Below are 24,399 nucleotides of genomic sequence, written 5' to 3' on the forward strand. Positions count from 1 at the left end.
ACGGCCGGCGTCAGGGTCGCGTCAGGGTTTGTCCCCGGTGTCGCGGCGCCCGAACAGCGCGTCCCGGCGGGAACGCAGGCCCCACACGGTGACCCGCATCAGCGCTTCGCGCACGATCGACGAGCTCATCTTGCTCGCACCCCGCTCGCGCTCGGCGAACGTGATCGGCACTTCGACGATCTTGAAACCGGCCTTGTGCGTACGCCAGGTCAGCTCGACCTGGAACGAGTAGCCCTGCGACGACACCGACTCGAAGTCGATCTTCTCCAGGACCGGGACCTTGTAGACCCGGTAGCCGCCGGTCGCGTCGCCGTGGGGCATGCCGAGGGCGAGCCGCACGTACGTGTTGCCGACGCGCGAGATCACGAACCGGTGCCAGGGCCAGTTGACGACCTTGCCGCCGGGCGTCCAGCGCGAGCCGATCACGGCGTCGGCGGTGCGGGCGGCGTCGAGCAGGTGCGAGAGCTGCTCGGGGGCGTGGGAGCCGTCGGCGTCCATCTCGACGACGGCGTCGTAGCCGTGGTCGATCGCCCACCGGAAGCCCTGCACGTAGGCGGCGCCGAGGCCGGCCTTGCCTGGGCGGTGCAGCACGTGGATGTGGTCGTCGGCGGCCGCGAGCCGGTCGGCGATCTCACCGGTGCCGTCGGGGCTGTTGTCGTCGGCGACCAGGATCTCGACGGCGGGCACCGCACGCCGGATCCGCCCGGTGATGACCTCGAGGTTGTCGGCCTCGTTGTAGGTGGGCACCACGACGAGCACCCGTCCGACGCCGGGGTATCCCTCCGTCACGTCGCCAACCGGCGTGTTGCCCTCGCTCACCCTGCCTCCGTTCGCGACCCGTCGACCTCGTCCGCCGGCGTCGATGTGTGTGGTGGTGCTGGTGCCAATGGTGCCGGATCCGGGTCGACTCCGCCGGGGGTCCCGGGCACGGGCCGGCGGCGCCGGATCACGGCCGCGGCGACCAGGGCGGCCACCGCGAGCCCGGACAGCACCATCTCGGGCCAATAGCCCAACTGCGTAGCAAGCGTACGCGTTGCGCGTGGCGTCAGTTCGGCGACCACGACTCCTGGGGTGTTGAAGCCGGTCTCCTGGTGCACGGCCCCGTCGGAGGTGACGAAACCGGACACGCCGACCGTGGACGCCATCAGGGAGTCCCGACCGTGCTCGACCGCCCGTAGCCGCACCATGGCCAGCTGCTGGCGGGCCTCGGACTCGTCGAACGTGGCGTTGTTGGTCTGCACGGCCAGGATGCCGCCGCCGGCGGTCACGGTGTCGCGGACGATGCCGTCGTAGGCGACCTCGAAGCAGATCACGTCGCCGATCGTGGCCGCGCCCATGTCGAGCACGCCGGGCCTGTCACCGGCGACGAAGTCGGACCGGACCCGGTCGACCTCCTTGCTGACCATGCGGGCGATGTTCCGCAGCGGGATGTACTCGGCGAACGGCACCGGGTGCTGCTTGATGTACATCCGGGACTCGTCGGCGCCCTGGCCGGGCAGCCAGACGACGCCGGCGTTGCGGACCTCGTTCTCGCCGGGGCCGCGCAGGACCGCGCCGACGAGGATCGGCGCCTTGATCGAGTCGGCGGCGCGGGTGATCGCGGCGGCCGCCTCCGGGTCGAGGAACGGGTCGACGTCGCTGGAGTTCTCGGGCCAGATGACCAGGTCGGGCTGCTGCGCCTGGCCGGTGGTGACGCGCCCGGCGAGCTCGACGGTGCCGGTGACGTGGTTGGCGAGGACGGCGCGGCGCTGGGCGTTGAAGTCGAGGCCGAGGCGGGGGACGTTGCCCTGCACGATCGCGACCCGCACGGGCTTCTCGCCGGCACCGCCACCGACGGGGACGACAAGGCCGACGGCTGTGATCGCCACCGCCCCGGCACCGAGCAGGACGCTGCTGATGCCGCGACTACGCCATACCGCCGCGACCAGCAGGCCGCCGGCCAGCGCGACGACGAACGTGACGAGGGGCGCGCCGCCGAGGGCCGCGAACCGCAGGGTGGGCGCGTCGCCCTGGCTGAACGCCAGCCGCCCCCACGGGAAGCCGCCGAACGGGAGCCGGTCGCGGGCGGCCTCCTGGCCGACCCAGAGCAGCCCGGTCAGCAGCGGCCAGGTCCAGCGGTGCCGGTCGACGAGCGGGCTCGCGTACGCGGCGGCGGCACCGAGCAGGGCGATGAACAGCGACTCGGCGACGAACAGCAGGATCCACGGCAGCATGCCGGTGTGCAGGTTGGTCCACTCGAGCAGCGGGCCGAAGAACACCAGCCCGGCGAGCAGCCCGAGCCCGGCGCCGGCCCAGGCGCGGCGGCGGTGGACCGCGGCGGCGAGCAGGGCGACGGAGACCGGGGCGAGCCACCACAGGTCGTAGCGCGGGAACGCGAGCAGCTGCGCCAGGCCGGCCGCGAGCGCCATCGGCACCGCGTACCTGGCCGCCAGCGGCCGCGGGGCCGGCGCCACGGCCGTCTCCGGCGCCGCCTCGACCATGGTCACCATCGCTCACCCATGCGGGGAAGGGTACGGCAGCCCGGAACCAAGATCACGAGCTGTGCCGGATCCGCTGAGCTGGCAAAGAAATCGGGGCGTGATCTGACGATCACGCCCCGATGCTCCCAGGCCCATCCCCGGCCGGTGCGGCAAGGCTCTTCGCGTGACCTTCGTTCCGACCGGACGACGGTTGGCTACCCCCGCCTGGCCGTTGTCTACTGGCCGCGCCTACCCCCTTGCCCGTACACCGGAATCGGCGTTCCGTCATTCGTGCCGGCCCGGTGCGCCGCCCCGCGCCGGCCGTCCCTCGACCCGCTGGACCTGGCCGCCGCAGGCGCCGGATGGTCGCGGACCACCGGCCCCGCTCGGCCAGCGGGAGTGAGGGAAGAGCGAACGACAGATCGCTTCCCGTTGTAGGACTCAACGACGGTACGCGGCGAACCCCGGGGCGTGTCAACCGTTGTGAGACACCGGATTCCGCGTTCCGGCGTGTCGCCGTCGGCGTGTTGGGATTGAGGCTCGATCGGCGGCGACGGATGCCCGATCATGCCCCGCGCGGGTGCCGATCGAGGACCGGCCGGGCGGCGTTCGGGTGGTCGGTCACGCGTCGCGCAGGTGCCGGTCCAGCAGCATCCGGGCGGCGTCCGGATGGTCGGCGGCGAGCAGCCCGGCGGCGGCCAGCACATAGGACACGTCGACGACCGGCTGCGCGGCGCGCGGCACCGGCCACCCACCGGCGTAGTCCGTCAGGACCGCGTCCAGCACCTCCTTGGCCTCGCCCGGCGCGGCGTGCCGGAGCACCCCACCCGACCCGACGAGTAGCCGCACGTCGCGCAGATCCCGCGCGATCCGGCCGGCGGGACCGCGGGCGTGTCGCCGGACCGCCACGGTTGCGGCCAGGGCCGCGATCCGCCGGTCCACGGCCCGCTCGGCGACGCTGTCGGGCACGAACCCGGGGTCCGCGCCCCGCCTGGCCGCCGCGGCCTCCAGCGCCGCGGTGGCCGTAGCGAGACCCGACCCGTTGGCCTCCCGCGCCGCGAGAGCGGAGCCGCCCACCTCCCGCGCCGCGAGAGCCGAGCCGCCCCCCTCCAGCGCCGCGAGAGGCGACGCGTCAGCGACGTGCCGCGCCGTTGTGGCACCGCCTGCGGCGCGGGGCGCCGAAGCCGGCCCACCGGCCGGCGCGTCGGGCAGCAGGCGCTCGATGACGGCGGCGCGGATGACGTCCGGGGCCGTCCAGCGCATGCCGAGGTCGCCTTCGACCGTGCGGGAGCGCCACAGCGTGCCGGCCACGTCGTCGGTGCGGCCGTCGGGGGTCAGCACCGAGTAGACGTCCGTGGTCGCGCCGCCGACGTCGACGACGAGGAGGTCACCGCCCAGGTGGTCGGCCAGGGTCTCCACGCCGGTGAGAACAGCGTCGGGGGTCGCCGCGCGGACCAGTGACGGGAAGCGCCGGCCCTTCGAGAGCCGCTTGCCGCCGATCACGTGCGAGAGGAACACGTCACGGATCGCCGCACGGGCCGGGGACGGCTCCAGCACGCCGATGCGGGGCAGAACGTTGCCGGTCGCGGTCACCGGCACCCCGGCGCCCGCCAGCACCGCTGTCAGCTCCTCACGGGCGTCCGCGTTGCCCGCCAGGACGACCGGCACCCGCCACCGTGCCCGGGCCAGCCGCCGCGCGTTGTGCGCCAGGACCGCCGCGTCGCCGCCGTCGGTGCCACCGACCAGCAGCACCACGTCCGGCCGGGCCGCCCGCAGGTCGGTGAGCGACTCCAGCGGCCCCGCCGACACGTGCACGACCCGGGCGCCCGCCGACAGCCCGACCCGGTGCCCGGCCTGCGCGGTGACCAGGGCCTCGTAGCCGACGACCGCCAGGCGCAGGCCACCGCCGGCCGACGAGCACACGTACCAGCGATCAGCCGGGACCGTCACCCCCGTGGCGGCCGCCGCCGCGTCCAGGCCGTGCAGCACGTCGGTGGCCGCGGTCGTCGGGTGGTCGGCCGCCGCGACGACCGCACCGTCGTCCAGGTCGACGACGACGACCTTCGTATACGTCGACCCGACGTCGGCGCACAGCGCCAGGTTCACGGCTTCGGCGGGACGACCACCGTGCCGATCGCGGTCGTCGCCACGATCGGCGGGTCGAGGACCTCGGCCGCGGACTCGCTGTGGTGCGGCTTGGCCCGGCAGACCACCCGGCACTCGAACTCGATCCGCCGGCTGCGGTTGCCGACGTCGACGACCCGCGCCTCGATGTCGAGGATGTCGCCGGCCCGCACCGGCGACCGGAACTGGATGTCCTGATAGGACGCGAACAGCCCCTCGTCGCCGTCCATCCGGATGCACACCTCGGTGGCGACGTCACCGAAGAGCCCGACGACGTACGCGCCGTCGACCAGGTTGCCGCCGTAGTGGGCGTGCGAGTACGGCACGTACCGCCGATGCGTCACTGTGATCATGGCCGCACCAGCTCGTGCACCAGGTAGGAGGCCACCTCGCCCGGTGTCGTACCCCGTCCGAAGATCCGGTCCACGCCCAACTCTCCCGCCATCGACTCGTCGAACCTCGGCCCACCGACCACCAGCAGCGGCCGCTTGTCGGCCGGCAGCGCCTCCCGGAACGCCGCCGACATCTCCCGGGTGTTGTGCAGGTGCGCGTCCCGCTGGGTGACGACCTGCGACACCAGCACCGCGTCGGCCCGCTCCCGCTGCGCCGCCGCGACGAGCTCCGGCACGGTCACCTGGGCGCCCAGGTTGGTCACCTTCAGCTCCCGGTAGTACTCCAGGCCCTTCTCGCCCGCGATGCCCTTGACATTCAGGATCGCGTCGATGCCGACGGTGTGCGCGTCGGTGCCGATGCACGCGCCGACCACGGACAGCTTGCGCCGCAGCCGCCGCTTCACCAGCGCGTTGACCTCCTTGGCCGACAACAGCGGAAAGTCCCGCTCCACGACCTCGACCTTGGAGGTGTCGACGAGGTGGGTGACCCGCCCGTACACGACGAAGAAGGTGAACCCGTCGCCCATCTGCTTGGCGTGCACCAGCATCGCCGGGTCCATGCCCATCTTGCCGGCCAGCTGCAGCGCCGCGCCCTCGGCCCGCTTGTCGTGCGGGATCGGCAGCGTGAACGACAGCTGCACCATCCCGTCACCGGTGGTGTCCCCATAGGGGCGGACGATGGTCACGACGCCTCCAACAGGTCGGTCGCCGGGTTGAAGTAGTCGTCGGCGTGCTTGGCGACGCCCGCCAGCCCCTTGCCGCGGTCCGCCGGCCGTTTCATGATCCCGAAGGTGCCGTCGGCGATCGCCTGCAGCAGGGTGTCGCCCTCGATCCGCTCCAGCAGCGTGATCGCCTCACCGAGCACCTGGTTCGCCCGCTGCTGGATGAACCCGCCCGGCGCCGGCACGAAGTCCTCGTGCAGCCCGCCGGCCGCGCCGAGCACGTAGCGGACGTTCTGCAGCGCGATGTCGCGGTCCGACAGCCACGGCGTCACGACCGCCTCGGTCATCATGCCGACCAGCAGGATGCCCTGACCCGTCATCGTCCCGGCCAGGTTGAAGAACCCGTCGAGCAGGTTGCCGCGGAACACGTCGCCGGTCATGTGCTTCGTCGGCGGCATCCACTTCAGCGGCGCGTCCGGGAACAGCTCCCGGGCCAGCAGCGCGTGCGCGAGCTCCAGCCGGAACGACTCCGGCACCTCCGGGTTGATCTCGAACGCGTGGCCCAGCCCGAGCTGCCAGTCCGCCAGGCCCGCCTCGTGCGCGAAGAACTCGTTGAGCAACTGCGACACCGTCACCGTGTGCGCCTCGTCGACCGCGTCCGCCGTCGTCAGGTAGTTGTCCTCACCGGTGTTGATGATGATCCCGGCGCGGGCGTGCACCTGCCGCGAGAACCGCTGGTCGACGAACGTGCGGATCGGGTTGATGTCGCGGAACAGGATCCCGTACATCGAGTCGTTCAGCATCATGTCCAGGCGCTCGAGGCCCGCCAGGGTCGCCATCTCCGGCATGCACAGCCCCGACGCGTAGTTCGTGAGGCGCACGTAGCGCTTCAGCTCCCGCGACGACTCGTCCAGGGCCGCGCGCATCAGGCGGAAGTTCTCCTGCGTCGCGTACGTGCCGGCGAAGCCCTCCCGCGTCGGCCCCTCGGGCACGTAGTCCAGCAGCGACTGCCCCGTCGAGCGGATCACCGCGATCACGTCGGCGCCCGCCCGGGCCGCCGCCTGCGCCTGCGGGATGTCCTCGTAGATGTCACCGGTCGCGACGATCAGGTAGATCCACGGCCGCTGCTTCGGGTCGCCGAACCGCTTGATCAGCCGGTCCCGCTCGGCCCGCCGCCGGTCGATCGCCTTGATCCCTGCCGCGGCCGCGCGCGACGCCACCTTGCGGGAGGCGGTCGCGGCCTTTCCGGTGGGTACGCCGAACCGCACACTGCCGGCCGCCGCCTTCTGGGCCAGCAGCGTCAGGTCCGTCGCCGGCAGTCCTTCGCGCGCGAGCGCGTCGAAGACCGGCAGCGCCACCCCGTGCTCCAGACCGACCTCGTCGACCACCGCGTCGACCAGCCTGTTGACCCACGGGATGCCGTCCGGGTCGGCACCGGTCACCCCGGCCAGCCGCAGCACCGCCCGCTCCACCGACACCGTCGTGTGGCTGCGGGCCAGGTCCACGACCGGCTGACCGGCCCGGCGGGCCAGCTCCCGCGCCCGGGACACGAGCGCCGGGTCGAGGTCCAGCTTCGCCATCCGTTACCTCACTCCTCGAACACCGTCACACCGCGTACGACCGTGCGCAGTGCCCGGGGCAGCGGGGTCGGGTCGTCCGGACCGCGCTCCTCCGGGTTCGTGGACACCAGGTTCGGCAGGCCGCCCGTCACCCCGGCCGGGGTCTGCCACACCGCGAACGTCGCCGGCGCGCCCTTGGCCAGCACACCCTCGCTGTCGCGGTGGATCGAGCGCCAGGCACCCTTGGTGTGCGACGCGAACGCCGACCGCAGCGCCATCCGGTGCGCCGGATTGAAGTGCGACACCGCGGCGCGCACCGAGCCCCACGGGTCCAGCGGCGTCACCGGCGAGTCCGAGCCGAACGCCAGCAGCACACCGACGCCGTGCATCGAGCCCATCGGGTTCGACTCCATCGAGCGGGTCACGCCCAGGCGCTGCGCGTACATCTGGCGGGGTCCGCCCCACAGGCGGTCGAAGGCCGGCTGCATGCTCGCCGTCAGGTTCAGCTCGACGAACGCCGCGATCATCGCCTTGTCGACGAGCTCCGCGTGCTCGACCCGGTGCCGGGCCTGCCGGACCGCGTCGAGGCCCAGCACCTTCGCCGCACCCGAGAGGCCCTCGAGGACGTCGTGCAGCGCCGCGTCACCGATCGCGTGGAAACCGCCCTGGGTGCCGTGCGCGTGGCAGTCGAGGATGTGGTCGCGGGCCTGGTCCGCGGACACGTAGGAGAAGCCGCAACCACCACCGCCCAGGAACGGCTCCCGCAGGTACGCCGTCCGCGAGCCGAGGGCGCCGTCGGCGTACAGGTCGCCGCCCGCACCGACCGCGCCCAGCTCCTTGGCCTTGGCGGCGGCCATCAGCTCGCCCCACCAGCCGTACACCTCCGGGAGCCCGTGCTCGGGGCCGGCGAGGGCGAGCAGGCCGGTGAAGTCGGCCTCGTTCGACGTGCCCGGGCCGCCGCACTCGTGCAGGGCGCCGATGCCGAGCTGGGCCGCGCGCTTGAGCGCCGTGCGCTGGGCGTGCTCCCGCTGCTTTTCGGAGATCGAGCCGAGCGCGACCTCGCGTACCGCGTGATGGGCTTCCTCCCGCACCCAGCCGGTGTCGGAGAAGCCGGGCTCTTGTCGGGCTCGCGGTGCCGCTTCGAGAAGTGCGCTGGAGGCCAGGGCGCTGTGCACCGACGCCTGCGTCAGGTAGACCCGGCGACCGCCGGCGACCCGGTCGAGGTCCTGCGCCGTCGGCGGGACCTGCTCCGGCCAGCGCGACTCGTCCCAGCCGTGACCCATCACGACCGCGTCCGCCGGCTGCGTCGTCGCGTAGAGGGCCACCGCGTCCAGCAGCTCACCGGCCGACGCCGCCGCGCTCAGGTCCAGGCCGCCCAGCACCAGGCCGGTGTCGGTGGCGTGCACGTGCGCGTCGACGAACGCCGGCGTGACCAGGGCACCGCCGAGGTCGACGGTCACGTCCGCCCGCGGGGCGTCGGCGGCGGGACCCAGCCAGGCGATCCGGCCGTCCTCGACGAGCAGGGCGGTCGCCAGCGGCTCGGCCGGCGCGTAGAGGGCGCCACCCGTGTAGAGCGTCGATTCCATAAGCTCAGTCTGCCCGCAGGCGCGCGTCGAAGAGGTTCCGAACGCCCGGCTCGGTCCGCAGCAGGTTCAGCGCGAACTCGGCGTGGCCCGGCACGTACCCGTTGCCGACCAGCATCGTCACGTCCGCGGCCAGTCCCTCGGCGCCCAGCGCGGCGGCCGCGAAGCTCGTCGCCATCGAGAAGAAGATCACTGTGCCGCCGTCGTCCGTGGCCAGGATCGCGCCGTGCTCGCAGCCCGGCACGTCGACACAGACCACCGTGACGTCGGCCGGCTTGCCCAGGGCGCGGGTGACCGCCTCGGCCAGTTTCACCGGATCACGGGCGTCCGCGATCGCGACCGTGTCGGCGAGGCCGGCGTTCTGGAGCCGTTGCGCTTCGATCCGGGTCGGCACGATGCCGACCGTGCGACGCGCGCCGGCGCGCCGGGCGGCCGCGAGCGCGAGCGAACCGCTCTTGCCCGCACCGCCGAGCACCGCCACCGTGTCGCCGGCTTGGACCACCCTGTTCGTCAGCGCCGGCGCGCCGCACACGTCGAGCACCGCGAGAGCGAGCTCGGCGGGCATGTCATCGGGGAGCTTGGCCACGATCGAGCGGGCGAACAGGATCGCGTGGCCCTCGGCCGGCACCTGCTCGCTCTTGCCGTCCCAGCCCTTGAGGCCGTCGGTGATCCGCAGCGGGGTCAGGGTCAGCGACACCAGGGTGGCGACGCGGTCACCTGGTGTGACGTCGAGCGGGGAGCGCGCGCCCTTCGCCTCGACGACGCCGATCAGCATCCCGCCACTTCCGGTGACCGGATTGTGCATCTTGCCCCGGCTCTCGACGATGCCGAGCACCTCGGCGCGCACGGCGTCACCGTCGCCGGCGTGCTTCTCCCGGAGCTGACGGAAGCTCGCGGCGTCGAGATTGAGCCTTTCCACCCGAATCCGCACCTCGTTCGGCCCGATTTCGGGACGATTGTCCACACGCCACGCTGCCTGCGGCAGCACGCCCGCCGGCTCGACGACGCGGTGCAGACCGACGGGTGAGGTCACGACGGCTCCTTGATCAAATCGGTATGGCAGGAAAACTTACGGCAGAATAGTTTGTAGACAAAAGATTTTCCAGTAGCCTTCGCTCGCTGCGGTACACCCCCACCGCCGGGAAAGAGGAGGAACCACGTGACCGTCGACGTCGGCTCGCGGACCCCCGAAGCGATACCTACCGCGGCGGGCGCCGCGGCCACCGGCCAGCCCTACGAATACCGGCGGCGTCCCCTGGTCGAACCCGACTGGACCCGCTTCCCCGGCTGGCGGCACGTCACCCGCGACCAGTGGGAGTCCGCGCAGTGGCAACGCGTCAACTGCGTCAAGAACGTCAAACAGCTCCAGGCCGTCCTCGGCGACCTCGTCGGCGAGACGTTCTACAAGGACCTGATCGAGGACCAGAAGGCCCTCGCCACCATGTCCATGCTCGTACCACCGCAAATGATCAACACGATGATGCCCACCGGCCCGATGAGCACCGAGGCGTTCTACCTCGACCCGGTCCGGCGCTACATGATCCCGGTCGCCTCCGACCGGCGCACCGACTGGCCGTCGCACCCCTACGCCTCGCGGGACTCGCTCCACGAGCACGACATGTGGGTCGCCGAAGGCCTCACCCACCGGTACCCGACCAAGGTGCTCGCCGAGCTGCTGTCGACGTGTCCGCAGTACTGCGGACACTGCACCCGCATGGACCTGGTCGGCAACTCCACGCCCGCGGTCGACAAGCTGAAGCTCACGCTGAAGCCGGTCGACCGCTACGACGCGCACATCTCGTATTTGAAGGCGCACCCGGGTGTACGGGACGTCGTCGTCTCGGGCGGCGACGTCGCCAACGTGCCGTGGCGCAACCTCGAGTCGTACCTGATGAGCCTGCTCTCGATCGAGACCGTCCGGGACATCCGGCTCGCCACCAAGGCGCTCATGGGGCTGCCGCAGCACTGGCTCCAGCCGGACGTCGTCGAGGGCCTGGAGCGGGTCGCCCGCACCGCCGCCCGACGCGGCGTCAACCTGGCCATCCACACGCACGTCAACCACGCGCAGTCGCTGACGCCGTTGGTGGCGCGCGCGGCCCAGACCGCGCTGGAGGTCGGCGTCCGCGACGTGCGCAACCAGGGTGTGTTGATGCGCGGCGTCAACGCCACGACAGCGGACCTGCTCGACCTGTGCTTCGCGCTGCAGGGCGAGGCGGGGATCCTGCCCTACTACTTCTACATGTGCGACATGATCCCGAACGCCGAGCACTGGCGGGTGCCGGTGTGGCAGGCCCACCAGCTCCAGCACGACGTGATGGGCTATCTCCCCGGGTACGCGACCCCGCGCATCGTCTGCGACGTGCCGTTCGTGGGGAAGCGGTGGGTGCACATGCTCACCGAGTACGACCGCGAGCGCGGGATCTCGTACTGGACGAAGAACTACCGCACCTCGATCGAGGCCGCCGACGGCGAGGCGCTGACGAAGCGGTTCCCGTACTACGACCCGATCGACACGCTGCCCAAGTCCGGCCAGGACTGGTGGGCTGCGCAGGCATGAGCAAAGGGGGGCCCCGTCGTTGAGGCCCCCCTTTGAGTTTTTCGCCTACTTGTTGAACGCGTCCTTGATGTCGCGGCCGGCGTCCTTGACGTGCTCGCCGGCCTGCTTGGCCCGCGCACCGGTCTGGTCGGCGCGACCCTCAGCCTGAAGCTGCTCGTCGTCGGTAGCGTCGCCGGCCCTCTCCTTGGCGCCGCCCTTGAGTTCCTCGACCTTGTTGCGCACCTTGTCGGTGAAGCTCATCGTCACTCCAGTCGCCGTAATTGTTTCCCCCGGACAACTGAGAGAGTTCCCTGACGGTTTTGCCCCGAAACCTGGTCAGCGCTGAGCCGTCACGACCTCGGCGAGGCGGGGCAGGAAAAACTCCCAACCCTCCCGATGACTGGCGGCGTCATCCCGGTCGAGTCGGTTGGCGTGGTCGTACTCGCCCTGGTTGAGGTTGAGCACGGCTCCAGGCTGGACGACGACCTCGACCTGGCGGCGGGGCAGATCCGGCTCGTGATCCCAGCCCCACGAGAAGCCGAACCGACCGGCATCTGGGTCGAGCTCAGTGATGGCGCCGCGCATGGTCTGGCCAAGGCGGTCGAAGTAGGCGACGTACTGACCACCGACTTGTTCCTCGACGGTCAACTGGGCGCCACCCCACCAACGATGGACGGCCGCCGGATCGAGAAAGGCCCCGACCACCTCGGCCGGCGAGGCACCCGGCACGTCGACAGTGATCCGCAACCACGAATCGGCGTCACTGGGCATCGAAACGCGCATGGACCGACCTTCTCCCCCGTCGAAGCCTTCTCCAATTCTGTCAGCCGGCGCACACCCTGTAAGGCATCCTAGGATGGAAGATCCGGCGGATCGCGATGCGGGATCGGTGGTCGACGGCAGCACCTCTGGCCTCTGTCGAAGGCGTGGGTGGTCGGGCTCGCGGAGGCGGGGCCCTGCTTCGCGAACTCGATGGCCCGATAGGTAGACGCCGCCTTCACCGCGGAGAAGCGGTCGAAGGTTGGCGAGCTTTGTCACCGTGGCACCGCGGCCTGGGTTGGTCGACCTGCCTGAGGAACCTGCGGAGATGAACGCATGCATCTTTGTCGCCGAGGCAAGGCCGTCGTGTGGTGCAGGCACACCCGCTAAGGCGTCCTAGGATGAAGCTGGTACTCAGCCGCTACGAGACGCCCTCCCCCGGTCCTCATCGCAGCGCGGCGTCGTCAACCGCCACCGGGCGCCTCCATGGCGGACGTCCACCATCGCGATCAGGTTGTCGTACTCACCGGTGCTGTTGATCGTCGCGGTGCCGAGCAGCGATGAGGACGGTCTGAACGATCATCGCGACCGGCGTCATGGCCTCTATGGAGCCGGCCATCCTTGGGCGGCGGCGAGATCGCTGCGCGCCTCGGCCAGCGGACCGATCGATTCCCGCCCACGTCGCCGCCCGTTGTGGGTGGGTCACCGTTCCTACGGCGTCCTAGGAAGATGCCAGTAGGCGGCGGATCGGGGCCGCTTTGGCTGCTGCTTCTTCTACCTCGGCTGCTGGGTCGCTGTCCCAGGTGATGCCGCCACCTGCCCATAGGTGTAGGCGGTCCGCGTCTGCCGCTGCCGTGCGGATCGTCAGGCCCAGGTCCAGGTCGCCCGAGGCGTCGATCCAGCCAAGCGCTCCCATGCTTGGGCCGCGGCCTACCGGCTCCAGGGCCGCGATCTCACCCAGGGCCGCAAGCTTCGGGGCACCTGTCACCGACCCGCCCGGGCAGGTCGCGCGTAGGAGGTCGGCCAGGCCGATTTCGTCCGCCAGTTCCGCCGAGACGACCGACTCGGCCTGCCACAGGTCCACCCAGCGCCGGAGCGCGAACAGCTCCTCTACTCGAACCGAGCCCGTTCTGGCTATCCGCGCCAGGTCGTTGCGTTCCAGGTCCACGATCATGATGTGTTCGGCCCGTTCCTTGGCCGACGAAAGGAGCTCGCGCCGGCCGGCGGCTGTTGCCGGGCGGGTGCCTTTGATCGGGCGGGTTACCACCCGGCCGCCGGATACCTCGATCAGCGTCTCCGGCGACGCGCAACCGACCGCCCAGCCCGCGCCGGTGAGCAGACCGCCGTACCGCGCCCCCGGCAGGCCGCTCAGGCGCCCCAGCGCCGGCAGTGGGTCACCCACGTACGGCGCCGAGGCGTGGCCCACCACGTTGACCTGGTAGACGTCTCCCCGGCCGATCGCCTCGCGGACCGCCGAGACCGCTGCCGCGTGCTCTGCCGGCGTCCAGCTCGGGGTCCACTCCCCCACGTGCCAAGGCCCTGTCTCACCTGGCGGACGGCGGTCGAAATCTTTTTGAGTTTTCCGCGCCGGAGTGGGCACGTGACCATGTGTGGGTGCCGGACTTCCGTCCGTGTTCGCACGGGCCTCAGTCGTGACGGCGTGCTCGTATATCACGGCTACGACGTCCGGGACCCCCGGTGCGGGGGTGGCGCGGGCCACAGGGGCACCTCGGAGCATGGCCGCTCCGCCCGCTGCGGAGATCAACACGGCGGCTCCACATACCGATCCGGGGTCGCTTTTCGCTACGGAGCGTGACAGGCTCGGGGAAGACAGGGACCGCACGTTCAGTCCGTCGGCTACAAGGAAATCTTCGAGATGCTGAGCCGGATCGCCACCGTCCGTAGAGCGCCACTCCCATCTGGAGCGCTCTCTTATACGGAGCGTGCACAAATGGCCGCGACCAGCCAATCCGGCAGCAAGGTCTGGAAGCGTTCCCACGCCGACCGGCCCATGGTTACTCATACGAAGGGTGGATTCTTTCGTGTTTGGGCCGCTACTTGCTCGTAGGTGCCCCCGTTTAGGGAGTAGCCTCCGTCACTGGTCATGTGAACCATGACACAGCACCCCCATCGTCCGGAGATCCCGATGTGCCAGCACCAACCGCACTGCCCCACCGCTGAAGCGATGGACCGCGACGCCGCCAGGGCCGTGGCTGCCTTCCCGGAGCAAGGCTGGAGCCTGCTCTGCAACGGCGTCATCCTCTTCGAGGACACCGGCGAGCTCCTGCCCGACGGGAGCACCATCGCCCCGCACCGCGGCCCAGCCCGCCACGCCGTCCTCGCGGCCTAGATCGTAGGCCGCCTGGCTGGGCGAACCCAGCCGGTTCCTCCATCCGAGCATCGTCGCTCACCTCGCATCCACGCCACGCCGGCCCGACATGGCCCGGGGACGGTACGCGCCGTCCCGACCCCGACGGGGCCGGGGAGCCGGCGCGCCCGGCCGGACGACCTGCTCGGCTGAGCCGGCCGGACGACCCACCCGGCAGAGGCGGCTAGACCACGCCCGGCGGAACCGCCGGAAGCCCGGCCGAATGGCCCACCCAGCGGAGCCGGCTGAATCACGCCCGCCGGCCCGGCCGAACTACCCACCCGGCCGAGACGGACCAGACCAGCCCCGCCGGATGCCCGGCCGAACCGGCCAGACGAACCGGCCGGCCCATGCCGTCAACCACGCCCGGCCCGACCACCGCCGGACCCACCGCTAGTCCTCGAACGCCTCCGGGGACGGGCAGGAGCAGACCAGGTTGCGGTCGCCGAACGCGCCGTCGATCCGGCGGACCGGGGACCAGTACTTGCCGATCCGGGAGACACCGAAGGGGTACGCCGCCACCGAGCGCGGGTACGCGTGCGACCACTCGTCGCCCGAGACCATCGACGCCGTGTGCGGGGCGTTGGTCAGCGGGTTGTCGTCGCGGGGCCACGTACCCGAGGCGACGCTCTCGATCTCGCCCCTGATCGCGATCATCGCGTCGCAGAACCGGTCCAGCTCCGCCAGGTCCTCGCTCTCCGTCGGCTCCACCATCAGCGTCCCCGCGACCGGGAACGACATCGTCGGCGCGTGGAAGCCGTAGTCGATCAAGCGCTTGGCGACGTCGTCCACCGAAACCCCGGTCGCCTTGGTCAGGGGCCGCAGGTCGAGGATGCACTCGTGGGCCACCAGGCCCTTGTTGCCGCTGTAGAGCACCGGGTAGTGCTCCCGCAGCCGCGCCGCCACATAGTTGGCCGCCAGGACCGCCGCGCCCGTCGCCCGGGTCAGGCCCTCGGCGCCCATCATCCGCAGGTACGCCCACGGGATCGGCAGGATGCCGGCCGAGCCGTGCCGCGCCGCGGACACCGCCGCACCGCCCGCCGTGCCCCCGGCGCGCGCCGAGTGCGAGGTGCGGGACGACGTCGCACCCAGCGGGTCGCCGGGCAGGAACGGGGCCAGGTGACCGCGTACGCCGATGGGGCCGACGCCCGGACCGCCGCCGCCGTGCGGGATGCAGAAGGTCTTGTGCAGGTTCAGGTGCGACACGTCGGCGCCGAAGCGGCCCGGCTTGGCGAAGCCGACGAGCGCGTTGAGGTTCGCGCCGTCGACGTAGACCTGGCCGCCCGCGTCGTGCACCTTCGCGCACAGCGAGGCGATCCCGGTCTCGTAGACGCCGTGGGTCGACGGGTAGGTCACCATGATCGCGGCCAGCCGCGATGCGTGCTGCTCGATCTTCGCGTCGAGGTCGACCAGGTCGATGTTGCCGTTCTCGTCGCAGGCCACCACGACGACCCGCATGCCGGCCATCACGGCGGACGCGGCGTTGGTGCCGTGCGCCGACGACGGGATCAGGCAGACGTCGCGGTCGTGGGCGCCACGCGAGCGGTGGTAGCCGCGGATCGCCAGCAGCCCCGCCAGCTCACCCTGCGACCCGGCGTTGGGCTGCACCGAGACGGCGTCGTAGCCGGTCACCTCGGCCAGCCAGCTCTCGAGGGAGGTGATGAGGGACCGATACCCCTCAGTTTGCGCGGCCGGCGCGTGCGGGTGGATGTTGGCGAACTCCGGCCAGCTGATCGGCTCCATCTCGGTGGTCGCGTTCAGCTTCATCGTGCAGGAGCCCAGCGGGATCATGCCCCGGTCAAGCGCGTAGTCGAGGTCCGAGAGCCGGCGCAGGTACCGCAGCATCGCCGTCTCCGACCGGTGCGCGTGGAACACCGGGTGGGTCAGGAAGTCCGAGGTACGCGCGAGCGCGGAAGGCAGAGCAACGTCGACATCACCCGTGTACGCGGAGACGCCGAACGCCTCCCAGACCAGGGCGAGGTGCGCGTCGGTGGTGGTCTCGTCGCACGCGACACCGACCCGGTCGGCGTCGACCTGGCGCAGGTTGACCCCGAGTGCGGCGGCGGCCGCGACGACAGCGGCGGCCCGCCCCGGAACCTCGACGGTCACGGTGTCGAAGAAGGCGGAGGACGAGAGCGTCAGCCCACCGGCCCGCAGACCGGCGGCGAGCCGGGCGGCTCGGGCGTGGGTGCGCCGCGCGATGTCCCGCAGCCCGTCGGGGCCGTGGTAGACGGCGTACATGCTGGCGATCACGGCGAGCAGCACCTGCGCGGTGCAGATGTTGCTGGTCGCCTTCTCGCGCCGGATGTGCTGCTCGCGGGTCTGGAGCGCGAGCCGGTACGCCGGTGCGCCGTCGGCGTCCCGGGACACCCCGACGAGCCGGCCGGGCAGCGTCCGCTCGAGTCCCTTGCGGACCGCGAGGAAGCCGGCGTGCGGCCCGCCGAAGCCCATCGGCACCCCGAAGCGCTGGGTGGTGCCGGCGGCGATGTCGGCGCCGATCTCGCCCGGGGGCCGCAGCAGGGTCAGCGCCAGCAGGTCGGCGGCGACGGTGACCAGCGCGCCGACCTCGTGGGCGGCGGCGATCAGGTCGGCCTGGTCGCGGACGGCGCCGGACGCACCCGGGTACTGCAGGTGGAGCCCGAAGAAGTCGGCGGGCAGCGCGGAGGCGCCGGCGGACAGGTCGACCACCTTGACGATGATGCCGAGCGGCTCGGCCCGCCCCTCGATCACGGCCAGGGTCTGCGGCAGCGTGTCCGCGTCGACGACGTACACGGGTGACGTGTTCTTGGACGACCGGCGGGCCAGCGTCATCGCCTCGGCGGCCGCGGTGCCCTCGTCGAGCATGGACGAGTTGGCCGTGGTCAGCCCGGTCAGGTCGGAGACCATCGTCTGGAAGTTGAGCAGCGCCTCGAGGCGACCCTGGCTGATCTCCGGCTGGTACGGCGTGTAGGCCGTGTACCAGGCCGGGCTCTCCAGCACGTTGCGGCGGATGACGGCCGGCGTGTGGGTGCCGTAGTAGCCGAGGCCGATCATCGAGACGTTGACGGTGTTGCGGTCGGCGAGGGCGCGCAGCTCGGCGATCACCTCGGCCTCGGACGCGGCCGGCGGCAGGTCGAGCCCACCGTGCCAGCGGATCACCTCGGGGATCGCGGCGTCCATCAACTCGTCGACGGTGCCGTAGCCGACCTGGTCGAGCATCCGGCGCTCGCTGTCGCGGTCCGGCCCGATGTGGCGGTCTGCGAAGGAGAAAGCGGTCATCGGCGAGAACTCCTGGAGGGGCGAAGGACGAGGTCGACGAGCAACCTCCCCCTCTGTCGTACCCGGAACGGGTCCTCCAGAGTCGCCATGTCCGCGCGGTCCTTTTGCCTGAGAGGTTCCGGGGAGGATTTGCCCCTTCGGCGCCACCGGCCCGAGGACCGGCGAGCTCTCCCACGCGGATGTGTTCGGCTCACCTGAACGGTAGCAGTGTTGATGATCCAAATGGGCAACGGCGTGCGTGAGGTCTCCTCACCTAAGCTGTGCAGCCGTGACCTACCTCGCTGCCGATGACCGTTACGACTCGATGAGCTACCGCCGGGCCGGCCGCAGTGGGGTCCGGCTCCCTGCCGTCTCCCTGGGCCTATGGCACAACTTCGGCCACGAGCGCCCCATCGACCGCATGGCCGACATCTGCCGCCGCGCCTTCGACCTCGGCGTGACGCACTTCGACCTCGCCAACAACTACGGCCCGCCGCCCGGCTCCGCCGAGGAGAACTTCGGGCGGATCATGGCCGGCGACCTCAAGCCGTACCGCGACGAGATGATCATCTCGACCAAGGCCGGCTATCTGATGTGGCCCGGGCCGTACGGCGAGTGGGGCTCCCGCAAGTACCTGATCTCGTCGCTGGACCAGTCGCTCAAGCGCATGGGCCTCGACTATGTCGACGTGTTCTACCACCACCGGCCGGACCCGGACACTCCGCTCGAGGAGTCGATGCGGGCGCTCGACTACGCCGTCCGTTCGGGGCGCGCCCTCTACGTGGCGATCTCGAACTACAGCTCGGCCCAGACCGCCGAGGCGGCCAAGATCCTTCGCGACCTGGGTACGCCGTTGCTGCTGCACCAGCCGTCGTACTCGATGCTGAACCGGTGGATCGAGCGCGACAACCTGCTCGACACCCTCGAAGACGTCGGCGCCGGCTGCATCGCCTACAGCCCACTGCAGCAGGGCCTGCTGACCGACCGCTACCTCGACGGCGTGCCCGCCGACTCGCGGGTGGCCACCGGCGGGTTCCTCAAGGAGAGCGCGCTCGACGAGCAGACGATGCGGGTCGTCCGCGAGCTCAACCTGATCGCTCGGGAGCGCGGCCAGACGCTCGCCCAGCTCGCCCTGGCCTGGGCGCTGCGGGACGAGCGGATGACCAGCCTGATCATCGGCGCCAGCAGCGTGCGGCAGCTCGAGGACAACATCGGCGCGCTGGACAACCTGGCCCTCTCGGCCGCGGAGCTCGACGCGATCGACGGGGCGCTCACCAACCCGGCCTGAGCCGGCGCCGGGGGTGGCGGCGATGATCGACAATGGGCTCGTGTCGACCTCGCCGCCTCCCCCACCCCGCCGGACCCGACGGCAGCGCTGGCTGCGCGCGCTGCTGATCACGGCCGTCACGCTCGTCGTGGCCGTGCCCGCCGCGGTGGTCGGCACGGGTCTCTGGTTGCGCTCGGGCGCCCGGGGCCACGTCTTTCCACTGTCCTCGGTGCCGGCCGCGCCGGTCGTGATGGTGCTCGGCGCGCAGGTCTATCCCGACGGGACACCGTCGCCCTTCCTCGCGGCGCGGCTCGACCTGGCGCGGCAGCTCTACGACGCGGGCACCGTGCGGGCCATCCTGGTCTCCGGCGACCACCGGGAGTTCCGCTACGACGAGCCGGGCGCGATGAGCCGGTGGCTGGTCGAGCGTGGTGTGCCCGAGCGCAAGGTCGTCCAGGACCACGCGGGGTTCGACACCTACGACTCGTGCGTACGCGCCAAGAAGATCTTCGGCGTCGACCGCATGATCGTGGTGACACAGGGCTTCCACGTCGACCGGGCCGTGACACTGTGCCGGGACGCCGGCATCGACGCGGTCGGCGTCGGCGACGAGACCGTGAAGCGGTTCGAGCGGGCCTGGGACCGGGGCGCCTTCCGCGAGCAGCTCGCCGGCGTCAAGGCGGCGTGGGACGTCGCGACCGGACGCGACCCGGTTTTTCTCGGACCGCGCGAGACCGGCGTGCAGGACGCCCTCGCCAACTGATCGGCGCACTGGCAGGATGCGCGGGTGCGCGCTCCCCTTCGTACCGTGGCTCTCGTCGGTCTCGTGGCAATGCTCGCCGGGTGCGGTGGCGGTGACCCGGCGCCGTCCGTCGACCCGCCGCCCGGCTCCTCGACCGGCGCCGACGCGACCAGCGGCACCGACGCGCTCGGCCACGGACCCCTCCCCACCGCCACGGCGACGAAGGCCCCGGCGAAGGCGTGCAGCGGAGCGCTGCCGGCCGACAACGTCTGGCGGGCCGACGTGTCCAGGCTGCCCGTGCACGCGCGCTCGGCGGCCATGGTGGCGAGCATCGGCGCGTCTTCGGCGATGCATCCGGACTTCGGCTCCGGCACGTGGGAGGGCGCGCCGATCGGGATTCCGGTGACCACCGTGCCGGCCGGGCAGAAGAAGATCCCGGTCGAGTTCGAGTACGCGGACGAGAGCGACCGTGGGCCGTATCCCATCCCGTCCGACGCGAAGATCGAGGGCGGCCCGCAGGCCACCGGGGACCGGCACGTGATCGCGTTCGACAAGTCGGCGTGCAAGGTCTACGAGCTGTTCTCCGCGTACCCGCGGGGCAGCGGCTGGAAGGCCGGCTCCGGCGCGGTGTTCGACCTGCGGTCCAACAAGCTGCGGCCGGCCGGCTGGACCTCGGCGGACGCGTCCGGCCTGTCGATCTTCGCCGGGCTGGTCCGCTACGAGGAGGTCGCGACCGGGAAGATCGACCACGCGATCCGGATCACGGTGCCGAAGACCCGCACCGGGTTCACCTGGCCGGCCACGCACTCCGCCTCCTCGGCCACCGACGCGAACCTTCCGCAGCTCGGTCAGCGGCTGCGGCTCAAGGCGTCGGTCGGCACCGGCTCGATGCCGAAGCAGGCGCGGGTGGTCGCGGAGGCGATGAAGCGGCACGGGGTGATCGTCGCTGACCACGGGTCGGCCTGGTACATCTCCGGGGCGCCGGACTCGCGCTGGGACAACGACGCCCTGCGCGCGCTGAAGTCGTTGACGGGCAGTGACTTCGAGGTGGTCGACACCAGCGGCCTCGTGTCGAGCAAGACCTCGGGGGCGGTGCGCTAGACCGCCCCCACGCCGCTGTACGCGGCGGTCGGCGCCACGCCGGTCGTCTCGTACTCCAGGAGCAACACGCCCGTCGCGGTCGCCTCGTGGTCGACGAGCCGCAGGCCGACCGCCGCTCCCGGGTGGTCGAGCAGGCGGCGGCCCGTGCCGACGACGGTCGGGGCGACCACGAGCCGCACGGTGTCGACCAGGCCCGCGGCGAGCAGGGCGTTGCCGAGCCGGGCGCTGCCGTGGATCTGCAGCTCCCGCCCGGGCCGCTCCTTGATCTTTGCGACGTCCTCGAAGCGCAGCCCGGTCGCGGGTTGCCACGTCAGCGAGTCGAGGGTCGTCGTCACCACGTACTTCGGGAGGCCGTTCATTCGCTCCGTGAACGGGTCGGCCGGGTCGGTGATGTGCGGCCACGCGGCGGCGAACTCCTCGTAGGTGCGCCGCCCGAGCAGCAGGCCGTCGGCCAGCGAGAGCCAGTGCGCGGCCGCCTCGACGAAGCGCCCGTCCAGGTGCGGTGTCAGCCATCCGCCGCGGGTGAAGCCGCCGCTCGTGTCCTCGTCGGGCGAGCCGGGACCTTGGCTGACGCCGTCGAGCGAGACGAACTCGGTCAGCGCGATTCTCATTCGACGACCCCCGCGAGCTGTGCGGTGACCGTGCCCCAGCCGTCGGCGAAGCCGAGCTTCTCGTGCCGGGCGCGGGCCGCCGGATCGCCGTGCCGGACGACGACGCGGTAGTCGGTGCCGTCCGGGTGGTCCGCCAGGGTGATCTCGGCGGTCATCGCGACCGGTTCCGGGGCGGCCGGCCGCCAGGCGCTGTCGACCGCGTTGGTGAACACGATCCGTTCCTGGTCGTCGACGACCAGGAACGTGGCGTCCATGTGCGGTGCGAGGACGCCGCCGGGCTCGCTGAACCGGGTCACGAACCCACCGCCCGGTCGCACCTCGAGGCGGTCGACGCGGCACACGGCCGGCGCGGGCACCCACCAGCGCTCGAACCGGGCCGGGTCGGTCCAGGCGCGCCAGACGGCGGCCCGCGGCGCCCGGATCACCCGGTCGAGAGTGAGGTCGAGCTCGGGATCGGTCATCACGGTTCCCCACGGCTCGGTCATGGTTGGTCCTCCTCGGTCAGCAGGCTGGCCAGGCGGTCGGTGCGGCCTTCCCAGATGCCGCGCTGCTCGGCGAGCCAGTCGTCCACGAGCGCCAGGCGGTCACGGTTGAGCACGCAGGTGCGTACCCGGCCGGCCTTGACGGTGTGGATCAACCCGCTGGTCTCGAGAGTGCGCACGTGCTTCATGAACGACGGCAGTGTCATCGGGAACTCGCGCGCCAGGTCTCCCACGCTCGTGGGTCCCCGACCGAGCCGCCGCACGACGCCGCGCCGGGTGGGATCGCCGAGGGCGACGAAGACGCTGTCGAGCTCGGCCGCATACTGTGCCATGAGGCTAAGTATTGCGGCCTGAAACACTTAGCGCAAGGGCTAAGTGTCTGCGGCAGCGCCTCGAAGCGTCAGCCTGCGCGACGGCGGGCGCGGCGGGCCGCGAGCTCGTCGCCGCCGGTCGCGTCGTCCGCGGGATCCTCGGCGGGAGCCGGCTCCGCGGGCTCGGCCGGCAGGTGCGACAGCGAGCCCTGGATCTCCTTGAACGCACCGCCGATCGCGATGCCGAAGACGCCCTGGCCGCCCTGGAGCAGGTCGACGACCTCTTCCGGTGAACGGCACTCGTAGACCGTCGTGCCGTCGGAGATGAGCGTGATCCCGGCCAGGTCGTCGACGCCGTGCGAGCGCAGGGTGTCGATCGCCTTGCGGATGTTCTGGAGCGAGACACCGGCGTCCAGGAGGCGCTTGACCACCTTGAGGACAACGAGATCCCGGAACGAGTAGAGGCGCTGCGTGCCGGAGCCGGACGCGTCGCGCACGCTCGGCACGACCAGCGTCGTGCGAGCCCAGTAGTCGAGCTGGCGGTAGCTGATGCCGACCGCGTGGCAGGCGGTTACGCCGCGGTAGCCGACGGAGTCGTCGTCCGTGGGAGCCTGTGCCGGGTCGGCGATGGATCTACCCGCAGGATCAGGATCACGTGGGTCGGGCATGTGGCTACCTCCCCGCCAGCGGGGTGCCGCGTCGTGCCGGGACGCGCACCCGTCAACAGCGCCAACCCTATAGCTCAGATCGAGCCGCAGGGCGCAGGCTTTGCGCCGACACGCCGCGATCTGAGGACATCACCCGAGCCCCGCTCGGAGTTGGCGCCGGCTCAGCCCGCGAAGTCCTCGGGGCGGCTCATCCGGCAAAGTCCTCAGGGCGGACCTGTTCCAGGAACTCCCGGAACTTCTCCACCTCGTCCTCCTGCTCGTCAGGGATGACGATGCCGGCCTCGGAGAGGACCTGTTCGGCGCACCGGATCGGGGCACCCACGCGCAGCGCCAGGGCGATCGAGTCGCTCGGCCGGGCGGAGATCCGCAGGTTGTTGTCGCCGATCAGCAGGTCCGCGTAGAAAACGTTTTCCTTGAGCTCGACGATCTCCACGGCGTTGAGCGGCTGCTTGAGCGCGGCCAGCACGTCGCGGAGAAGATCATGGGTCAGCGGCCGGGCCGGCTTCACGCCCTGCTGCTCGTAGGCGATCGCCGTCGCCTCCACCGCGCCGATCCAGATCGGCAGGTAGCGGTCGCCCTCGACCTCTCGGAGCAGCACAATCGGCTGGTTGCTGGGCAACTCGACCCGAACCCCGACCACGCTCAGCTCACGCACTGCGCCTCCGTGTCGTTGTCGTCGTTCCCAGTGCCGTCCCCGGCCCCTTCCTTGCACGGTACACGCGCGAGCGGAGTGCGTCCCGCACGCGCGGTCGGTGCCGAGGGGGAACCGGCTTCGAGCCTACGTGATCTGGCCGACCGGGCGGCAGCCCGGCCGGGCGCGTCACCGGCCCAGGGTGTCGCGCAAACCGGCCCGTACGAGCGCTGCGCGCAGCTGCTGGGCCAGCCCCGTCAGCTCCTGGGCGGCCGCCGCGGCCCGCGCTCGGGCGGCCGGATCCTTCTGCCGGGCGAGCGGACCCACCAGTTGGGCGAAGAGACCGACCTCACGGTCGGCCGCCGCTTTGTAGGTGCGCAGGTGCCGCACCTCCAGCCCGTAGGACACCAGACCGGCCACCGCCGCCGCGATCACCAGCGCGTCCGCGTCGTACCAGCCCGGGGTGCGCTGGGTGATCATGCCCATCTCCTCGAGCTCGGCCAGGCTGCCCGGGTCGATCCCGGTCCGCTCGACCAGCTCGGCCCGGCGCACCAGCGCGTCGGCCGGAGGAACGGACGAGGGCTCGTCGGGCACCGCGACCAGCACCGGCCGGCGCGGAGCCACGTCGTCGCCGGTGTCCCGGGCCTCGAGCTCGTCCCGGATCACCCGCAGCGGCAGGTAGCGGTCACGCTGCGCGGACAGCACGAAGCGCAGCCGCTCCACGTCCCGCCAGCTGTACTTGCGGTAGCCGGCCGCCGTGCGCTGCGGCTCCACGAGGCCCTCGGCCTCGAGGAAGCGCAGCTTGGAGATGGTGGTGTCGGGGAACTCGGGCCGCAGCTCGGCCAGAACCTCGCCGATGCTCATCAGCGGTAGCGTGCGCGGGTCGGCGCCGGCCGCCGCGCCCGTG

General features: G+C 71.6%; 23 protein-coding genes and 1 riboswitch. Of the genes, 5 read left to right on the forward strand and 18 right to left on the reverse strand.

What is annotated here, in order from left to right:
• Positions 1-21: 21 nt before the first annotated feature.
• The 8 genes from AB0J88_RS10555 to AB0J88_RS10590 all read right to left on the reverse strand — a co-directional run bounded on the left by AB0J88_RS10555 (position 22) and on the right by AB0J88_RS10590 (position 9,812).
• A complete protein-coding gene (locus tag AB0J88_RS10555) occupies positions 22-819 on the reverse strand; it encodes a polyprenol monophosphomannose synthase (RefSeq protein ID WP_364346263.1) in 798 nt (265 codons plus the stop codon).
• The gene (gene lnt, locus AB0J88_RS10560; protein WP_364347506.1) at positions 816-2,408 is read right to left on the reverse strand and encodes an apolipoprotein N-acyltransferase; all 1,593 of its coding nucleotides are present in this window, start codon (positions 2,406-2,408) and stop codon (positions 816-818) included. Before lnt ends, AB0J88_RS10555 begins: the two co-directional genes overlap by 4 nt.
• Before the next feature lie 672 nt (positions 2,409-3,080).
• Positions 3,081-4,565 (reverse strand): glutamate mutase L, encoded by a 1,485-nt coding sequence (locus AB0J88_RS10565; RefSeq protein ID WP_364346261.1) that lies wholly within the window; start codon positions 4,563-4,565, stop codon positions 3,081-3,083.
• Positions 4,562-4,936, reverse strand: a complete 375-nt coding sequence (locus AB0J88_RS10570) for a hotdog fold domain-containing protein (RefSeq protein ID WP_364346259.1) — start codon at positions 4,934-4,936, stop codon at positions 4,562-4,564. The genes AB0J88_RS10565 and AB0J88_RS10570 overlap by 4 nt, the downstream gene beginning before the upstream one ends.
• Positions 4,933-5,661 carry an OAM dimerization domain-containing protein gene (locus AB0J88_RS10575; RefSeq protein ID WP_364346257.1) on the reverse strand — a complete coding sequence of 243 codons (729 nt, stop codon included), beginning with the start codon at positions 5,659-5,661 and terminating at the stop codon, positions 4,933-4,935. Before AB0J88_RS10575 ends, AB0J88_RS10570 begins: the two co-directional genes overlap by 4 nt.
• Complete coding sequence (locus tag AB0J88_RS10580) at positions 5,658-7,217, reverse strand: lysine 5,6-aminomutase subunit alpha (protein ID WP_364346255.1); 1,560 nt, start codon at positions 7,215-7,217, stop codon at positions 5,658-5,660. The genes AB0J88_RS10575 and AB0J88_RS10580 overlap by 4 nt, the downstream gene beginning before the upstream one ends.
• An 8-nt stretch (positions 7,218-7,225) precedes the next feature.
• Complete coding sequence (locus AB0J88_RS10585) at positions 7,226-8,782, reverse strand: amidohydrolase family protein (protein ID WP_364346253.1); 1,557 nt, start codon at positions 8,780-8,782, stop codon at positions 7,226-7,228.
• Between the two features lie 4 nt (positions 8,783-8,786).
• Positions 8,787-9,812, reverse strand: a complete 1,026-nt coding sequence (locus tag AB0J88_RS10590; protein ID WP_364346251.1) for an L-erythro-3,5-diaminohexanoate dehydrogenase — start codon at positions 9,810-9,812, stop codon at positions 8,787-8,789.
• Between the two features lie 162 nt (positions 9,813-9,974).
• Here AB0J88_RS10590 and AB0J88_RS10595 point away from each other — a divergent pair, with 162 nt between their 5' ends.
• Positions 9,975-11,336 carry a lysine 2,3-aminomutase gene (locus tag AB0J88_RS10595; RefSeq protein ID WP_364347503.1) on the forward strand — a complete coding sequence of 454 codons (1,362 nt, stop codon included), beginning with the start codon at positions 9,975-9,977 and terminating at the stop codon, positions 11,334-11,336.
• Positions 11,337-11,381: 45 nt separating this feature from the next.
• On the opposite strand, the gene AB0J88_RS10600 is transcribed toward AB0J88_RS10595, so the two are convergent.
• The 3 genes from AB0J88_RS10600 to AB0J88_RS10610 all read right to left on the reverse strand — a co-directional run bounded on the left by AB0J88_RS10600 (position 11,382) and on the right by AB0J88_RS10610 (position 14,097).
• Positions 11,382-11,576, reverse strand: a complete 195-nt coding sequence (locus tag AB0J88_RS10600) for a CsbD family protein (RefSeq protein ID WP_364346249.1) — start codon at positions 11,574-11,576, stop codon at positions 11,382-11,384.
• A 75-nt stretch (positions 11,577-11,651) separates the two neighbouring features.
• Positions 11,652-12,098, reverse strand: a complete 447-nt coding sequence (locus AB0J88_RS10605) for an SRPBCC domain-containing protein (RefSeq protein ID WP_364346247.1) — start codon at positions 12,096-12,098, stop codon at positions 11,652-11,654.
• Positions 12,099-12,795: 697 nt separating this feature from the next.
• The gene (locus tag AB0J88_RS10610; protein WP_364346245.1) at positions 12,796-14,097 is read right to left on the reverse strand and encodes a chorismate-binding protein; all 1,302 of its coding nucleotides are present in this window, start codon (positions 14,095-14,097) and stop codon (positions 12,796-12,798) included.
• Between the two features lie 123 nt (positions 14,098-14,220).
• Here AB0J88_RS10610 and AB0J88_RS10615 point away from each other — a divergent pair, with 123 nt between their 5' ends.
• Entirely contained in the window at positions 14,221-14,424 is a 204-nt protein-coding gene (locus AB0J88_RS10615) for a DUF5999 family protein (protein ID WP_089243547.1), read from the forward strand.
• 411 nt (positions 14,425-14,835) lie between these two features.
• Here AB0J88_RS10615 and gcvP read toward each other — a convergent pair whose 3' ends face one another.
• Entirely contained in the window at positions 14,836-17,700 is a 2,865-nt protein-coding gene (gene gcvP, locus AB0J88_RS10620; protein WP_364346243.1) for an aminomethyl-transferring glycine dehydrogenase, read from the reverse strand.
• Between the two features lie 86 nt (positions 17,701-17,786).
• A riboswitch (glycine riboswitch) is annotated at positions 17,787-17,884 on the reverse strand.
• Positions 17,885-17,968: 84 nt separating this feature from the next.
• Between gcvP and mgrA the strand changes: the two genes are divergently transcribed.
• Genes mgrA through AB0J88_RS10635 form a run of 3 tightly spaced genes read left to right on the forward strand, consistent with a single transcriptional unit; the run spans position 17,969 to position 20,789 of the window.
• Entirely contained in the window at positions 17,969-18,967 is a 999-nt protein-coding gene (gene mgrA, locus AB0J88_RS10625) for an L-glyceraldehyde 3-phosphate reductase (RefSeq protein ID WP_364346241.1), read from the forward strand.
• A 22-nt stretch (positions 18,968-18,989) separates the two neighbouring features.
• Positions 18,990-19,709 (forward strand): ElyC/SanA/YdcF family protein, encoded by a 720-nt coding sequence (locus AB0J88_RS10630; RefSeq protein ID WP_364346240.1) that lies wholly within the window; start codon positions 18,990-18,992, stop codon positions 19,707-19,709.
• Positions 19,710-19,754: 45 nt separating this feature from the next.
• A complete protein-coding gene (locus AB0J88_RS10635; protein ID WP_364346238.1) occupies positions 19,755-20,789 on the forward strand; it encodes a hypothetical protein in 1,035 nt (344 codons plus the stop codon).
• Here the strand turns inward: AB0J88_RS10635 and AB0J88_RS10640 are convergent.
• The 6 genes from AB0J88_RS10640 to AB0J88_RS10665 form a co-directional block, all read right to left on the reverse strand.
• A complete protein-coding gene (locus AB0J88_RS10640) occupies positions 20,786-21,400 on the reverse strand; it encodes a dihydrofolate reductase family protein (protein WP_364346236.1) in 615 nt (204 codons plus the stop codon). The genes AB0J88_RS10635 and AB0J88_RS10640 overlap by 4 nt on opposite strands.
• Positions 21,397-21,885: an SRPBCC domain-containing protein gene (locus AB0J88_RS10645; RefSeq protein ID WP_364346234.1), complete on the reverse strand. Its 489-nt coding sequence runs from the start codon at positions 21,883-21,885 to the stop codon at positions 21,397-21,399. The genes AB0J88_RS10640 and AB0J88_RS10645 overlap by 4 nt, the downstream gene beginning before the upstream one ends.
• Positions 21,882-22,214: a helix-turn-helix transcriptional regulator gene (locus AB0J88_RS10650; RefSeq protein WP_364346232.1), complete on the reverse strand. Its 333-nt coding sequence runs from the start codon at positions 22,212-22,214 to the stop codon at positions 21,882-21,884. The genes AB0J88_RS10645 and AB0J88_RS10650 overlap by 4 nt, the downstream gene beginning before the upstream one ends.
• A 68-nt stretch (positions 22,215-22,282) precedes the next feature.
• A complete protein-coding gene (locus tag AB0J88_RS10655) occupies positions 22,283-22,861 on the reverse strand; it encodes a MerR family transcriptional regulator (RefSeq protein ID WP_364346230.1) in 579 nt (192 codons plus the stop codon).
• A 187-nt stretch (positions 22,862-23,048) separates the two neighbouring features.
• Entirely contained in the window at positions 23,049-23,516 is a 468-nt protein-coding gene (locus tag AB0J88_RS10660) for a bifunctional nuclease family protein (protein WP_089243531.1), read from the reverse strand.
• 165 nt (positions 23,517-23,681) lie between these two features.
• The gene (locus AB0J88_RS10665) at positions 23,682-24,356 is read right to left on the reverse strand and encodes a MerR family transcriptional regulator (RefSeq protein ID WP_364347500.1); all 675 of its coding nucleotides are present in this window, start codon (positions 24,354-24,356) and stop codon (positions 23,682-23,684) included.
• Between the last annotated feature and the right edge of the window lie 43 nt (positions 24,357-24,399).

The organism is Asanoa sp. NPDC049475 (assembly GCF_040676915.1).
In the GTDB taxonomy this organism is placed as follows: domain Bacteria; phylum Actinomycetota; class Actinomycetes; order Mycobacteriales; family Micromonosporaceae; genus Asanoa.